This is a genomic window from Arthrobacter sp. Y3224055 (assembly GCF_059090825.1).
Map to the genome: position 1 here is coordinate 791,035 of NZ_JBNHGB010000001.1, position 13,019 is coordinate 804,053.

At 66.7% G+C, this 13,019-nt stretch carries 12 protein-coding genes, 1 tRNA gene and 1 pseudogene; 5 read left to right on the top strand and 9 right to left on the bottom strand.

All coding sequences use genetic code 11. The features are described from left to right. Window positions 1-12 precede the first annotated feature (12 nt). Together nagA and AC5RTY_RS03795 are read left to right on the top strand one after the other, a co-directional pair. The gene (nagA, locus tag AC5RTY_RS03790; RefSeq protein WP_494138991.1) at window positions 13-1,284 is read left to right on the top strand and encodes an N-acetylglucosamine-6-phosphate deacetylase; all 1,272 of its coding nucleotides are present in this window, start codon (window positions 13-15) and stop codon (window positions 1,282-1,284) included. Between the two features lie 21 nt (window positions 1,285-1,305). Next, on the top strand, window positions 1,306-2,355 hold the full coding sequence (locus tag AC5RTY_RS03795) for an LLM class flavin-dependent oxidoreductase (protein ID WP_494138992.1): 1,050 nt from the start codon (window positions 1,306-1,308) through the stop codon (window positions 2,353-2,355). Between the two features lie 22 nt (window positions 2,356-2,377). On the opposite strand, the gene AC5RTY_RS03800 is transcribed toward AC5RTY_RS03795, so the two are convergent. From AC5RTY_RS03800 to AC5RTY_RS03820, 5 genes are all read right to left on the bottom strand, one after another. Next, a complete protein-coding gene (locus AC5RTY_RS03800; RefSeq protein ID WP_494138993.1) occupies window positions 2,378-3,292 on the bottom strand; it encodes an alpha/beta hydrolase in 915 nt (304 codons plus the stop codon). Window positions 3,293-3,319: 27 nt separating this feature from the next. Beyond that, a complete protein-coding gene (locus AC5RTY_RS03805) occupies window positions 3,320-4,468 on the bottom strand; it encodes a cation diffusion facilitator family transporter (RefSeq protein WP_494138994.1) in 1,149 nt (382 codons plus the stop codon). Further along, window positions 4,465-4,830, bottom strand: a complete 366-nt coding sequence (locus AC5RTY_RS03810; protein ID WP_494138995.1) for an ArsR/SmtB family transcription factor — start codon at window positions 4,828-4,830, stop codon at window positions 4,465-4,467. Before AC5RTY_RS03810 ends, AC5RTY_RS03805 begins: the two co-directional genes overlap by 4 nt. Before the next feature lie 204 nt (window positions 4,831-5,034). Continuing rightward, complete coding sequence (locus tag AC5RTY_RS03815; protein WP_494138996.1) at window positions 5,035-7,119, bottom strand: heavy metal translocating P-type ATPase; 2,085 nt, start codon at window positions 7,117-7,119, stop codon at window positions 5,035-5,037. A 158-nt stretch (window positions 7,120-7,277) separates the two neighbouring features. Next, complete coding sequence (locus tag AC5RTY_RS03820) at window positions 7,278-7,628, bottom strand: heavy-metal-associated domain-containing protein (protein WP_494138997.1); 351 nt, start codon at window positions 7,626-7,628, stop codon at window positions 7,278-7,280. Between the two features lie 188 nt (window positions 7,629-7,816). On the opposite strand from AC5RTY_RS03820, the pseudogene AC5RTY_RS03825 reads away from it, so the two are divergent. After that, window positions 7,817-8,109: pseudogene (locus AC5RTY_RS03825) on the top strand (four-helix bundle copper-binding protein); the annotation flags it as partial. Between the two features lie 78 nt (window positions 8,110-8,187). Here the strand turns inward: AC5RTY_RS03825 and AC5RTY_RS03830 are convergent. The 3 genes from AC5RTY_RS03830 to AC5RTY_RS03840 form a co-directional block, all read right to left on the bottom strand. Beyond that, the gene (locus tag AC5RTY_RS03830) at window positions 8,188-8,418 is read right to left on the bottom strand and encodes a hypothetical protein (RefSeq protein WP_494074623.1); all 231 of its coding nucleotides are present in this window, start codon (window positions 8,416-8,418) and stop codon (window positions 8,188-8,190) included. Window positions 8,419-8,654: 236 nt separating this feature from the next. After that, window positions 8,655-9,845 carry an NAD(P)/FAD-dependent oxidoreductase gene (locus AC5RTY_RS03835; RefSeq protein WP_494074622.1) on the bottom strand — a complete coding sequence of 397 codons (1,191 nt, stop codon included), beginning with the start codon at window positions 9,843-9,845 and terminating at the stop codon, window positions 8,655-8,657. A 366-nt stretch (window positions 9,846-10,211) separates the two neighbouring features. Next, a tRNA-Ala gene (locus AC5RTY_RS03840) sits at window positions 10,212-10,284 on the bottom strand. A 646-nt stretch (window positions 10,285-10,930) separates the two neighbouring features. Here AC5RTY_RS03840 and AC5RTY_RS03845 point away from each other — a divergent pair. Continuing rightward, a complete protein-coding gene (locus tag AC5RTY_RS03845; protein WP_494024149.1) occupies window positions 10,931-11,416 on the top strand; it encodes a hypothetical protein in 486 nt (161 codons plus the stop codon). Window positions 11,417-11,854: 438 nt separating this feature from the next. Continuing rightward, a complete protein-coding gene (locus AC5RTY_RS03850; protein ID WP_493989860.1) occupies window positions 11,855-12,316 on the top strand; it encodes an Lrp/AsnC family transcriptional regulator in 462 nt (153 codons plus the stop codon). An 82-nt stretch (window positions 12,317-12,398) separates the two neighbouring features. Here the strand turns inward: AC5RTY_RS03850 and AC5RTY_RS03855 are convergent, their stop codons facing one another. Further along, window positions 12,399-12,896 carry a DUF456 domain-containing protein gene (locus AC5RTY_RS03855; RefSeq protein ID WP_494024148.1) on the bottom strand — a complete coding sequence of 166 codons (498 nt, stop codon included), beginning with the start codon at window positions 12,894-12,896 and terminating at the stop codon, window positions 12,399-12,401. Window positions 12,897-13,019 lie beyond the last annotated feature (123 nt).

The following is a 13,019-nucleotide window of genomic DNA, read 5'->3' on the forward strand; positions in this document are numbered from 1 at the left end:
TCGATTCCCGCCATGACACGCCACGGCGCCGGCAGCACCAACGGCTCCCCCGTCCCGTTCCGCGAGGCGGAACGTGCTCCGCGGCCGGGCGGCCGGACAATCCTCAGGGGCAGAATCCACACCGGCGAGGGTGAACTGCGGGACGGAGCCGTTGCGGTGTCCGGCGCGGAGCTCAGCTACGTGGGGCCGGCGGAAGCCCTGCCGCCTGGCGAGGCGGACACGGTCGTCGACGTTCCCGTCGGTCAGTGGGTGATCCCCGGGCTGGTCGACCTGCACTGCCACGGTGCCTTCGGCGTCGATTTCACCACCGCTCCCGAAGCGGACGCGCGCCGCGCGGCGGCCGGCATCCAAGCTGCTGGCACCACCACCCTGTTGGCGAGCCTGGTGACCGCTCCGCCCCGGGATCTGCTCGGCGGACTCGACGTCCTCGCGCGGATCGCCGCGGACGGCGAGATAGCCGGCATCCACGTGGAGGGGCCGTTCCTGTCACCTGCACGCTGCGGCGCCCAGGACCCGCGCTGGCTGCTGGAACCGGACCTCGGCCTGGCACGGGAGCTGCTCGCCGGCGGCCGCGGCTTCCTGCGCACCATGACGTACGCGCCGGAACTGCCCGGCGCCGACGAACTCGTGGAACTGCTCGCCGGCCACGGCGTGGTCCCCTCGCTGGGACACACCGCGGCGGAGACCGCGGTCGCGGCCGGCTCCCTGCGCCACGCACGGACTGCCCTCGCCCTGAGGCCTGGCGAGGGGCCGGCGGTGCCCACGGTGACGCACCTGTTCAACGGAATGGAGCCGCTGCACCACCGCTCCCCCGGCGCCGTGAGCGCGTGCCTCCGAGCCGCCCGCGCCGGCGACGCCGTCGTGGAACTCATCGCGGACAACATCCACCTGCACCCCGACCTCGTCGTGACCATGTTCGAACTGCTGGGCGCGGACAACATCGCCCTGGTCACCGATTCGATGGCGGCCGCCGGACTATCCGACGGCGTGTACTCCCTGGGACCGGCGGAGGTGCGGGTGCACTCGGGAGTGGCCCGCCTGGCCTCCGGAGCCATCGCCGGAGGCACCGCCGGCATGATGGACGTGGTGCGGAACGCCGTCGAGGCCGGAGTGCCCTTCGACCAGGCCCTCCGGTCGGCCACCGTGGTCCCGGCCCGGACCATCGGCCTGGCCGGCAGCGTCGGCACCCTCGCTCACGGCAGGTTGGCCGACCTCGTGATCATCGATGAGGCGCTGGCGGTCACCGGCGTCATGCGCCGGGGCCGGTGGCTGGGCCGTCACTGAGCGCGGCAGGACCGGGCGGGGATGGAATACCAGCCTGCCGGCCACGTTGTGACTGGTATGCAGCCTGCCTCCCTTCCGGTCTCCATCCTGGACCGCGCCAACGCCCGTGAGGGCACCTCGGCGTCCGCGGCCCTGGGCGCCACCATCCGCCGGGCCCGGCATGCCGAGCAGTTGGGCTACCACCGCTTCTGGGTGGCCGAGCACCACGGTGTGCCGGGGATCGCCGGTTCGGCTCCAACGGTGCTGATGGCCGCGGTGGCATCGCAGACCGAACGCATCCGCGTCGGCTCCGGCGGAGTGATGCTGCCCAACCACCAACCGCTGGTGGTGGCCGAACAGGCCGCCACCCTGCAGGCACTTTTTCCCGGCCGGATCGATCTCGGGATAGGACGCTCCGTCGGATTCACGCCGGCGGTACGCTCGGCGCTGCGGCAGGAGAAGGGCGCCGCGGACCGCTTCGGCGAGGACCTGGCAGAACTGATGGCCTATCTCGACGGCAGCGCCGCCGTCACCGCCCGCCCGTACGACGGCGGTGCGACGCCGCTTTTCGTGTTGGCCACCGGCAAGGGGGTGGACAATGCCGCCCAGGCCGGCCTCGCCGTCGTGGTGGGCGGTCCTGCCTTTACCGGTAGTAATCCGGAACCGGCCCGCGGGGTTCTGGCTCGCTACCGGAAAAATTTTCGACCCTCCGCCTCATGCCCCGAACCGTACGTGATCGCCTCCGCCACCGTGGCCGTTGCCGAAACCGCCGACGAGGCGCGGGACCTGCTGCTGCCGGAGGCGTGGGCAATGGCGCAGTCCCGCACGCGCGGGGAGTTCCCGCCGCTGGCGCCCGCCGACTCCGTCCGGTCAGCTCCGATGACCTCCCGGCAGGAGCGCGTGGTGGCCGAGTCTCTGGCCGCCTCGGTGCACGGAACCGCCGACCAGGTGGGCCGGCGGCTCGGACGCTTGCTGGAGGTGACCGGTGCCGACGAGCTCATGGTCACCACCAACACCTTCGACACGACCGCGCTGGCCGACACCGACCGGCGGCTTGCCGCGCTGTTGGGCCTCCGGCGTCAACTCAGTTGAACTACTTGGCGGCGGGTGCGGGTCAGGCCCCGGACACGGTTTCGACTTCCACGCGGACGACGTCGAGGAACTTCTGGAACCCCGGTTCTTCCACTGGAAAATGTCCGCATCCCTCGAGTTCGACCAGCCGATGGTTCCCGGCAAGCCGGCTCAGGAACCGGCTGCTGATCCCTGAGGGGGTCCACCGATCCTCGCCCGGATGGACCAGCAGGACGGGCGGTCCGCCGTATGACTCCGGCGGCACTGCCGGGCCGGCCTCCAGGAACGACCGGAACCAACTCAGCGGCATGGAGCCTCCCCCGCCGCGCGGATCGCGCAGGACCTGGGCGGATAGCCCAGGGTCGTTGGAAATCTTCCGCATCGGGGCGACCCACCGCAGCGGAAAAGGTATCCGCTGAAGCGGCCCGCTGATGGTCCTGAGGAAGGGCGCCGCGAGACGGGCCATCCACGGGGCACGCACGACGGCCGATTGAACGCCGGGGTCGGTGCCGTCGAGCAGGCACGTCACGATCACCCGGTCACCCCTGCCGCTCAAGGCAGCCGCATCCAGCGCCAGCATGCCGCCCATACTGGCGCCCAGGAGCAGCAGCGGCCTCTGGTCGGCGATCCGCGTCACAAGGTCCGCCAGAAGCCGCTGCCAATCCTGGTACGAAATGTGCGCGCTTCCGCGGGGACGCGTACCTCCATAGCCCGGAAGGTCAACGAGCGTGACGACGGCTCCCAGTTGCGACAGATGCGCCGCAAAGGGCCACATGGCGGCAGCGTTCCCTCCCCCGCCGTGCACCAGAAGCATCCGCACCGGCGCTTCAGGGGCCCCGACGTGTTCCACGTGTACGTCCCACCCGCGCCAGGCCCAGGTTTCTGCGCGCCGTTCAACCGACGGATCGATTGGACGGACGTAGGGCTCGTACCTGCGGTCGGCCGATGTGAAACCCACGCCCTGCTCCTTCCCGACGACACTCATTTACGCCTGCCCGCTGAACCCAGAGCCCGGGCGGAGGGCTTCGGCGGGTGTAGGCGTCAGGGACAGATAGCCGATTCCGGGAAGCGCCTCGCGGAGTCTGGCGGTCAGGCGTCGCCGGAGAAGATGGTAACCGTCGACGGTCATGGCCGGGTCCACCACAAGCGTGGCGGAAACATTGAGCCGATGGCCATTCCAGCGAAGCCGCACCTCCGACAGTCCCCTGACTTCGCTCTCGGCCAGCAGGATCTGTTCGGCACGGTCGACGAGCTCAGGCTCCACGCCGTCGAGCAGGCGGCGGCCGATGTCCCGGGCGGTGCCCCAGAGCAGAACAATGATCGCGGCGGTGATGACCAGGCCAACGATGGGGTCGGCCAGCGGGAAACCGAGCCAGACCCCAATGACACCCAGAACCACGGCCAGCGACGTGAAGCCGTCGGTGCGGGCGTGGATGCCGTCGGCCACCAAGGCGGCCGAGCCGATGCTCCGCCCGACCCTGATCCGGTAGATGGCCACCAACTCGTTGCCGGCAAAACCGACGAGCCCTGCCGCGAGGACCCAGCCCAGGTTGTGCAGGGGCTGCGGGTTCAGCAGCCGGTCAATGGACTGCCAGCCGGCGCCCAGGGCCGAAAGCGCGATCATGGCCACGATAAACAGCCCGGCAAGGTCCTCGGCCCGGCCAAAGCCAAACGTATAGCGGCGGGTGGGCTGCCGCGTCCCCAGAATGAAGGCGATCCACAGCGGGATGGCGGTCAGCGCATCGGAGAAATTATGGATCGTGTCGGCCAACAGGGCGACCGAGCCGCTGATCACCACGACAACCAGCTGCAGCACGGCGGTGGCGCCGAGCCCTGCGAGGCTCAGCTTTACCGCGCGGATGCCCTTCGCACTGGATTCCAGCGCATCGTCGATGGAGTCGGCGGTGTCGTGGCTGTGCGGGACAAAAAGCCCGTGAAAAAACCCTTTCAGCCCCGTCGGGTGGCTGTGGTCGTGGCTGTGCGGGTGCTCGCCGTGGCTCTGGCCGTGCCCGTGGTTGCCGTGGTCGTGGTCATCGTCGCTGGGCCCGTGACCGCCGTGGTCGCGCCCGTGCTCGTCTGCTGCCTCTTCGGCCTCGCCGGCTGCAGAGTGTCCGGCCTGCGGATGCGCGCTCATGATGCCTGCGGCCGGGGGTTGCTGTGGTGGGCCGGAAGACCACCGAGCGAATGCTCCGCCTGGAAAACAGCATCGGCAACCAGCTGCCGGGCATGTTCGTTTTCCAGCCGGTAGTACACCTTGGTGCCCTCCTGCCGCGTCGCCACAATGCGCCCCAGGCGCAGTTTCGCGAGATGCTGCGATACCGCGGCCGGCGACTTTCCCACCGTCTCGGCCAGTTCGTTCACCGGCAGCTCGGTATCCCGCAGGGCCAGGATGATGCGCACGCGGGTGGCGTCGGCCAGCATCGCAAAGACCTCGACGGCCAGCTCAACATACTGGCTGTCTACGTCGAGCCTGCAACCCTTCTTATCTGCATTCATACGCAGATAATTGCACAAGCCGTCCCGGGCGGCAATGGGTCACCGCCGGGAGAGCTGTCAAAGGCTGGCGAACAGGTCCTGCATTTCCTGGGTTTCGCCTTTTTGGTCCTCGATGATGGTGTGTGCCAGTTCCTTGGCCTGCGGGTACCCTGTTTCACTTCCTGCTCGGCCTATTTCACGTTTCCGCGCAGGCAGAGGCTTTGGCTACTGTATTCGCTCCGGGTTTAGGTCAATCCGCCGCAGCACCTGGGCGTTGAGGGCGACCACGATGGTGGAAACGGACATCAGGATCGCCGCGATGGCCGGGGAGATGGCGACCCCGGCGAAGGCAAGCACACCCGCGGCCAGCGGCACGGCGATGATATTGTAGCCGGTAGCCCAGATCAGGTTCTGGATCATCTTGCGGTAGCTGGCCCGGGACAGATCGATCATCGACAGCACGGACCGGGGGTCGTTGCCCGCCAACACGACGCCGGCAGATTCCATCGCCACGTCGGTGCCGGCTCCGATGGCGATGCCCACTTCGGAGCGGGCCAGGGCGGGCGAGTCGTTGACGCCGTCGCCGACCATCGCCACTTTCAGGCCGCGTTGCTGCAGTTCGGTGACCTTCTTGTCCTTGTCCTGCGGCAGGACCTCGGCGAAGACCTCGTCGATGCCCAGGTCGCGGCCCACGGAGTTTGCGACCTGGCGGGCGTCCCCGGTGATCATGGCGACCTTGAGCCCACGCTCCTGCAAGGCCCTGACTGCCGCCCGAGACTCGGGACGCACCCTGTCTTCCAGGGCCAGCGCCCCGATAATCTTGCCGTCGCGGACCACATGCAGCACACCGGCACCCCGATCCATCCAGGCCGAGGTTTCTTGGGCTACGTCCGCCGCCTCGGCCAGATGCAACTCCCGGAGCATGTTCGGCCCGCCCACGGAGATGTCGGCCTCATCCACCACGGCGCGCACGCCCCGGCCAGTGCTGGAGGTGAAGTTGCGGCCGGCCAGACCCAGTCGTGCCGCCTCGGCGTGTTCGGTAGCAGCCCGGACGATCGCGCGGGCGACGGGGTGTTCGCTGTCGGATTCGGCGGCCGCAGCCAGGGCCAGCAGCTCGCCTTCAGTCACGCCCTCCACTGCGGCGACGGCGGTGACCGCGTGTTCGCCTTCGGTCAGGGTGCCGGTCTTATCGAACAGGACGACGTCGATGGAGCGCATCCGCTCCAGGGCGATGCGGTTCTTGATCAGCACGCCGGAGCGGGCGGCGCGTTCGGTGGAGATAGCGATGACCAGCGGGATCGCGAGGCCCAGCGCATGCGGGCAGGCGATGACCAGAACGGTCACCGTGCGAACGACGGCCTCGTCGGGACTTCCGAGCAGCAGCCAGGCGCCAAAGGTGATGATGCCGGCCACCAGCGCGAAGTAGAACAGCAGGGCAGCAGCCCGATCGGCCAGGGCCTGCGCCCGGGACGACGATGCCTGGGCCTCGGCCACGAGGCGCTGGATGCCGGCCAGCGCCGTGTCGGAGCCCACGGCAGTGATCTGGACCCGCACCGAGTTGTCCGTGGCGACCGTGCCGGCGACCACCGTATCGCCGGTCGCCCGGCCGACGGCTTTGGATTCCCCGGTGATCATCGATTCGTCGAACTCGGCCCCGCCGTCGATGATCCGCCCGTCTGCGGGCACGCGGGCACCTGAGCGCACCAGCACGATATCGCCGGGGGCGAGGGACCCGACCGGCACGGTGCGGACACTTCCATCGCTGTTGACCACGTCCGCCTCGTCCGGCAGCAGGGCAGCCAGCGCGTCGAGCGCTCCCTGCGCGGAGCCCAGGGCACGCATTTCCATCCAGTGGCCCAACAGCATGATCACGATCAGCAGCGCCAGTTCCCACCAAAAGTCCAGGTCGAACCCGCCGATGCCCAGGGTCGTGATCCAAGAGGCGGCGAACGCGACCGTGATGGCCATCCCAATCAGCAGCATCATGCCCGGCTGCCGGGACCGCAGTTCATTCGCCGCGCCCTTCAGGAAGGGGGTGCCGCCATAGAAGAAAATAATGGTGCCAAGTACCGGGGGGATCCACGCCGCCCCTGGGAACCCCGGGACGGTGTATCCCAGGAGCATGGCAAACATCGGGCTGAAGAACACCACCGGGACCGAAAGGACCAGGGACAGCCAGAACTTGTTCTTGAACATGGCCGTGCTGTGCCCGGCGTGCTGGCCATGCGTATGGACGGCATGTTCTTCGTCCACCGCCGAATGTGCGGGTCCGTCCGGCATGGCCTGCCCGTGCGTTTCATGGTCGGTCATCATCGGACCCTGGCCCTGATGCCGATGCTCCGGGCCAGGTCTTTGGGTGTGCTGGCCTGAATTGTCGAGGTGCTGCGAATGCTCGCTTTTCATGGCTCTTCTTTCGCGGGCGCCCCTGCCTTTGAAGTCGGGGCGGCCCTTCGCGGGAAACCTGATCTTCAGGAGGCAATAAGCTCGTAGCCGGCGTCGGCGATGGCCGACCGAACGGCGGGGTCGCTGGCGGGCGATACCGCCAGAAGGGTGACGGTGGAAATGCCGCCGGGAACGAGGGCGACCTGAACGTCCCTCACGTCGTCGAGAGCGCCCAACGCGTCCGCAACGCTGGAGGCGCAGTGTCCGCAGGTCATGCCGGCCACCCGGTACTCTGCCTGAACGGCCGGCACCATCGACAAAGCTTCCGGCTCGCGGCGGGCGGTCCGTTCTTTCGAGACGCCGGTCGGGGCGCAGCAGGAGCATCCTTGGGCGGACTTGGCGGTCAGGGACAGTTCCCGGTTTAGGGACTCGGCCATGGTGTTCTCCTCACACATCATCGGTGCTGGCTGCGGGAAGTGGGAACGCCAGACCCTTGGAATGACGCTCCGCCGCCGAAGCCGGTGAGGACCTTCACTGCGTTGAAGCCCTGTCGGGCTCGTGACGCTTGTTCCGGTGAGACTGAAGCTATACCCCCCAGGGGTATCTGTCAAGGTAACGTAAGCCGTGCCTCTCGGAGGACATGGTTGCCGACCTCACCAAGTGCATCCGCACCAATCTGGACTGCGCCGACATCTGCGCAGCCACCGGCCGCGTCCTCTCGCGCCACACCGGCTACGACGCCAATATCACCAAAGCACTTCTGGAGGCCTGCCGGACTGCCTGCAAGGCCTGCGCCGACGAATGCGGGCAGCACGCGGAGATGCACGAACACTGCAAGGTCTGCGCGGAGGCTGCCGCCGGTGTGAACGCGCCTGTGACGAACTCTTGGCCTCGCTGGGAAGCGGCGCTTCCAAATAGGCCGGCCCACCTCTTATCTCGCTGCAGGCGGCAGCCGCCTGTCGCCGGCCCGGGACTCGGGGCCCGGGGCACTCCCAGCTAGGAGCCGATCTTCAGGCCGTTCCAGCCGCCTACACCTACAGTGATTCGCTGTTGGATTTTCTTCGAGGAGACGTGGTATTTGCTGCTGACACCGTTTGGAGCGGTGTAGGTCTGGTAGGTCGCGCTGAGCGGTGCCGCGGCTTGGGCCGGAGTGCTGACAACCAGGGCTGATGCGAGCACAGTCGTCCCGAGGACTGCTCCCAGGAGCGCGCGGATGAGGGCCTTCATCAAACTGGATCCGTTCATAGTGCTGCCGCACTGCGCGAATGCGGGCACGGGTGCTAAGGGATGCAATCGGACGTAAGGGCTCATCCGTAAGGAATCTCGGGAAAGCGTGCCAGTTGCCGCTATCGAAGCGCTCTATCCGAACGTCATAACGAGGCTGGCTCGCAAAAACCGGCCAGAACCGCTCCGTCCTGTCGGCAGCGGTCCGGCCGCCTGTATCCTGCCTCGCTGCGAGATACTCAGGCCCGTCCCTTCAGGATCAGATGCCAGTAGACCTGCGGGAGGATCCGCCGGTCCATCACCCACTGCCAGCGCCGCTCCTTGGCCATCCTCAGGCCCGGGTAGCTCGGTTGGGGGCGATATTGGTCGTCGAACTCAGCAAAGAACGCGGTGCGGCGGCTCAGCGTGAACGGGCAGACTGAGTAGCCGTTGTAACGCGCGTCAGGCGCGCGCCCGCCCAGAACAGCGGTGAGGTTTTTCGCCAGTACCGTGGTCTGTTTGCGGAGCGCCCCGCCGGACTTGGAGTTCCGTGTTCCGGCGGCGTCGCCGAGGGACCAGACGTTGGGAAATCGCGGATGGCGCAGGGTCTCCGGATCCACCTCGACGAAGCCGCCACTGCTCCCTTTCTGCGGCAGCGACGTGGCCTTCAACCAGTTCGGCGCCGACTGCGGCGGAACCGCGTGCAGCAGGTCGTACCGGACCTCCCGGTTCCCCGACCCGCCGTCCAGCACCAGTGTCTGCGCCGCGGGGTTGACCGAGGCGACGGTGGTGGAGGTCCTCAACGTGATTCCGTACTCGTCGATCTTGCGCTGCATCTCCCGGTCCACCTCCGGCATCCCGAAGACGGTAGGAGTCGGGACCACCATTTGGACGTCGATGTCCTTCAGCACGCCCTGTTGGCGCCAGTAGTCACAGGCCATGTAGGCAATTTTTTGGGCGGCGCCTGCGCACTTTGCGGGCCCCGGCGGCTGGGTGAATACCGCCGTGCCGGAGCGCAGCCCTCGCACCAGGTCCCATGTCTTGGGGGCAAGTGCGGCGTCGTAGTTGGACGAGCCGTGCGGCGAAACCATGGCCTCGGCCAGCCCCGGGACATCGCCCCAGTCCAACTGCAGGCCCGGGCAGACCACCAAGTGCTCGTAGCCAACACGATCGCCTCCGGCCAGGACGACGACGTTCTCCTCCGGCCGCACATCGGCCGCCTCCCCGCGGATCCAGTCAACCCCCTGCGGCATGACATCTGCCTGGGGTCGGACCGCTTCGGCCATCCGTGCAGCCCCGGCTCCTATATGGGAGAACAGCGGTTGGAAGTAGTGCTGATCCCGAGGTTCGATGATTGCGATGTCCTCGACCTTCCACCGGCGAAGCCGCGCGGCCAGCGAGATTCCCGCATTGCCGCCGCCGACAACCACTATTTGATGGTGCTTGTCCATGTTTCGGCCTTCCGTCGTTGGCGGCCGCGCCCCCGCCGCATCCGCCCAGTCCACAGCGCCCAGGGCCGTCCGTCAAGGGCTGGAGCGAGCAGGGACCGGGTCATGAAACGTCGAACGTCGATCTCCAAAATGCAGCGGTATGCGCAGTATGGGGCTGGGCCGTTACGGCAGCCCTGTACGATGAAGCGGTCGGGTTCCGGCACATGCGCAGGGCCGCGATTGGCGGCTGCGAGCACCAGCGCGACCGGTGCGCCAGCGGGTTTCTATGCCTCATCTAGCGGCATGACGGCTAGAGCGGACGTTGGCCTCAAGGCCCTTATCACTGCCAAAGTATGTGGAAAGGGCGTCGAAGTCCCGCGTCTTCAGTGGAGCTTAGGGGAATCGAACCCCTGACCTTTTCATTGCGAACGAAACGCTCTACCAACTGAGCTAAAGCCCCGGATGCGCGAGTTCACGCGCAGTCACACGTCTGTAAGGGTAACGCATCGGCCCGCCTGAGCACCAAATGATCACAGAATTTTCCGGTGAGCAGTGTCGAGCGTGTTAGCCGCCGAGTCCAGATCATCATCGAACAGGTCCGCGTAGACGTTGAGCGTAACCGAGGCGTCCTTGTGCCCGAGCATGTGGACACTTACTCGTCGGTTACTGCGTTTGATCGTCGAGTTGGTAAAACTGCTGGTCCACCTCGACTAGCGAGAACCCCGGCCTGAAGAATCAGGCCGGGGTTCTCATCGCTGGTCTTCCTCGCAAAGCCTTGTCCGACCTTTCGCAAATTCATTCATTCCATGAAATAGCTCGAGCAACTTCTCAGCGCCAATTGCCAAGCATGACGAAAACGGCTTCGTCTACGCGCCCACCATGGTGTTGCCCGCCGGGACTGGAAGCGGTGCCGCAAGCTGCGCCCGCACGAACTGAACCGCCTCAAGGCGGGCAAACAGCTTACCCGCTACTAGGAGGCGCGGGGCGCTGGCTTACATTCCCAGCACTTACGCCGATTATCAACAAAGACCAACCGAATAGCACCACCGGCGGGCTCCACCATGGGGCCCGCCGTTCTCACGCCAACAGCAAAGGAACAACCGGCCATGGATTACTCCTCCAGCACCCCGCAGCAGCCCACCCCGCCCACCACGTTCGGCGCCCCGCAGCAGACCGAGCAGAAGCCCAAGAAGCCCTGGTACAAGAAGGCGTGGGTGCTGCCCGTTGCCTGCGGCGTCGTGGGCATCATGATGGGCTCCGCGGCCGCCGGCGGCCCCCCGGAGACTGTCGAGGTCAAGGTCCCCGGGCCCACCGTCACCGTCGAGGCTGAGCCCGTCACCGAAACCATCACCGAGCGTGTGGAGGTCACCCCGGACTCCTGCATCGAGGCACTGGACCTTGCCATGGAAGCGATCGATCTTATGACACCGCTGCCGGGCATGATCTACGAGTCCGGAATGGCAGGCATGGAGGGCGACGTGGCCACTATCGAGTCCATCAGCGCCCGCCTCAAGACGTTCAATTCCGACCTTGAGGAGCTGACCCCGCAGGTGGGCGTCGCCTCCTCCGGCTGCCGCGGCTCCGCGCAGTAACCAAAGAGGACGACAAAACGTCTGCAGTAGGCGTTAGCTTCGGAGTAGGCAACTGGCCTGGTCCTGCTCGATGTTCCAAAAACGCAGGGGACACTGGTCATGTCCGTATACGGGCAGGACGCTTGGGAATGGGAACTACCGTCGCCCGGTGATAAGGCCTGAAGTTTTCGTGGCGAACAGCAAGACCCCTGGCGGTCCGGCATCCGGACTGGCAGGGGTCTTCAGCTGTGTGAACAACAAGGTCGGGGCTTCGCGGGCCCGCAGACACTGCTCCGGCTTCGTGGGCCTGAACCGTGCACCTCAACGGACTGGCAGCTTGTGGCTTCGCCCGATCTGATAGGTATCAGAGCACCTTCCCGACAATCCGTGCAAGCGTGGGGCTTACAATTGATCAGAGTGTTCAAACGGTCGCACGGCGTTCGACAGGAAGTGGTCATTTTGCAGCAACTCGATGCGACGGACCGTCGGATCCTGCTGGCGCTGGATGAGGACCCGCGGATTCCGGTGATGATGCTGGCCCAGCGGCTCGGCTTGGCCCGCGGCACGGTCCATTCACGGCTGGAGCGCCTGGCGGCCTCTGGTTGTCTGCGCACGCACTCGGCCCGGGTGCTGCCGGAAGCCTTGAACCGCGGGGTGATGGCCATGGTGAGTGCCGAATTGGATCAGAGCAAGCTCAACGATGCGGTGGAAGCGCTTAGGAAGATCCCGGAAGTGCTGGAATGCCACGCCCCTGCGGGCGATACGGACTTGCTGATCAGAGTGGTGGCCAGCAGCCCGGACGATCTGTACCGGGTAAGCGAAGAAATCCGCTTCTGCCCGGGCATCACCCGCACCTCCACGCAGATGTTCCTGCGCGAGGTGATCCCCTACCGCACCACGGGCCTGTTAAAGCAGGACTGATCGCCTGAAGCCAGAGCGGCACCGCCGCACCGCCGCGCCGGCCTAAAAGAGCCGGTGGCTCGGATAGCCGGCCCGGGGCCAGCTAGAAGAAGAAATGCGCCAGCACACCGATCACCCAGACGGCGCCGGCGGCAAAGGCGCAGCCGAGCTCCACCAGCATGCCCAGGCCCACGGCCTTGAGCGCCGCCCAACTGGCCCCGACCGCCTGGCCAAAGTCCCGCCGTCGTGCGTATTCGCTGAGCAGTAGCCCGGCGGCAAACCCGATGAACAGCCCGACGACGGGAATTACGAACATCCCGACCACACCCACCAGCACGCCCGCCAGGATTGACCAGTTGGGCACCTGCCTTTGTTTCAGCCGGCGCCCGGTGAGTACCAGGCTGGCCAGCATGCCGGCGGCCACGAAAACCATGCCGATCGCGAAGACCACCCAGCCCAAAGTGCTCTGCAGGACGATGGCCCAGACCAGCAGGCTGATGCCGATGGTGATGGTGCCGGGCAGCACGGGGACGACGATGCCGGCAATGCCGACGGCGATGAGCAGGCCGCAAAAGACGGTCGCGAGTATCTGGGCTTCCACCCACCCAGCCTACTGGGGTAGGCGGGTGGATTCGGACGGGCACACGTGTGGGCGGCGCTTGCGCGGCTGGCTGGGTGTGTCACTAAAACGTGGCGCGCACCTCGTTTCCCCTTCGATCCCCGT

What these genes read in the sequence shown, in the direction of transcription:
- nagA (WP_494138991.1), top strand. Translation starts at nt 13, where the DNA reads ATGACACGCCACGGCGCCGGCAGCACCAACGGCTCCCCCGTCCCGTTC.
- AC5RTY_RS03795 (WP_494138992.1), top strand. Translation starts at nt 1,306, where the DNA reads ATGGAATACCAGCCTGCCGGCCACGTTGTGACTGGTATGCAGCCTGCC.
- AC5RTY_RS03805 (WP_494138994.1), bottom strand. Translation starts at nt 4,468, where the DNA reads ATGAGCGCGCATCCGCAGGCCGGACACTCTGCAGCCGGCGAGGCCGAA.
- AC5RTY_RS03810 (WP_494138995.1), bottom strand. Translation starts at nt 4,830, where the DNA reads ATGAATGCAGATAAGAAGGGTTGCAGGCTCGACGTAGACAGCCAGTAT.
- AC5RTY_RS03815 (WP_494138996.1), bottom strand. Translation starts at nt 7,119, where the DNA reads ATGACCGACCATGAAACGCACGGGCAGGCCATGCCGGACGGACCCGCA.
- AC5RTY_RS03820 (WP_494138997.1), bottom strand. Translation starts at nt 7,628, where the DNA reads ATGGCCGAGTCCCTAAACCGGGAACTGTCCCTGACCGCCAAGTCCGCC.
- AC5RTY_RS03830 (WP_494074623.1), bottom strand. Translation starts at nt 8,418, where the DNA reads ATGAAGGCCCTCATCCGCGCGCTCCTGGGAGCAGTCCTCGGGACGACT.
- AC5RTY_RS03835 (WP_494074622.1), bottom strand. Translation starts at nt 9,845, where the DNA reads ATGGACAAGCACCATCAAATAGTGGTTGTCGGCGGCGGCAATGCGGGA.
- AC5RTY_RS03845 (WP_494024149.1), top strand. Translation starts at nt 10,931, where the DNA reads ATGGATTACTCCTCCAGCACCCCGCAGCAGCCCACCCCGCCCACCACG.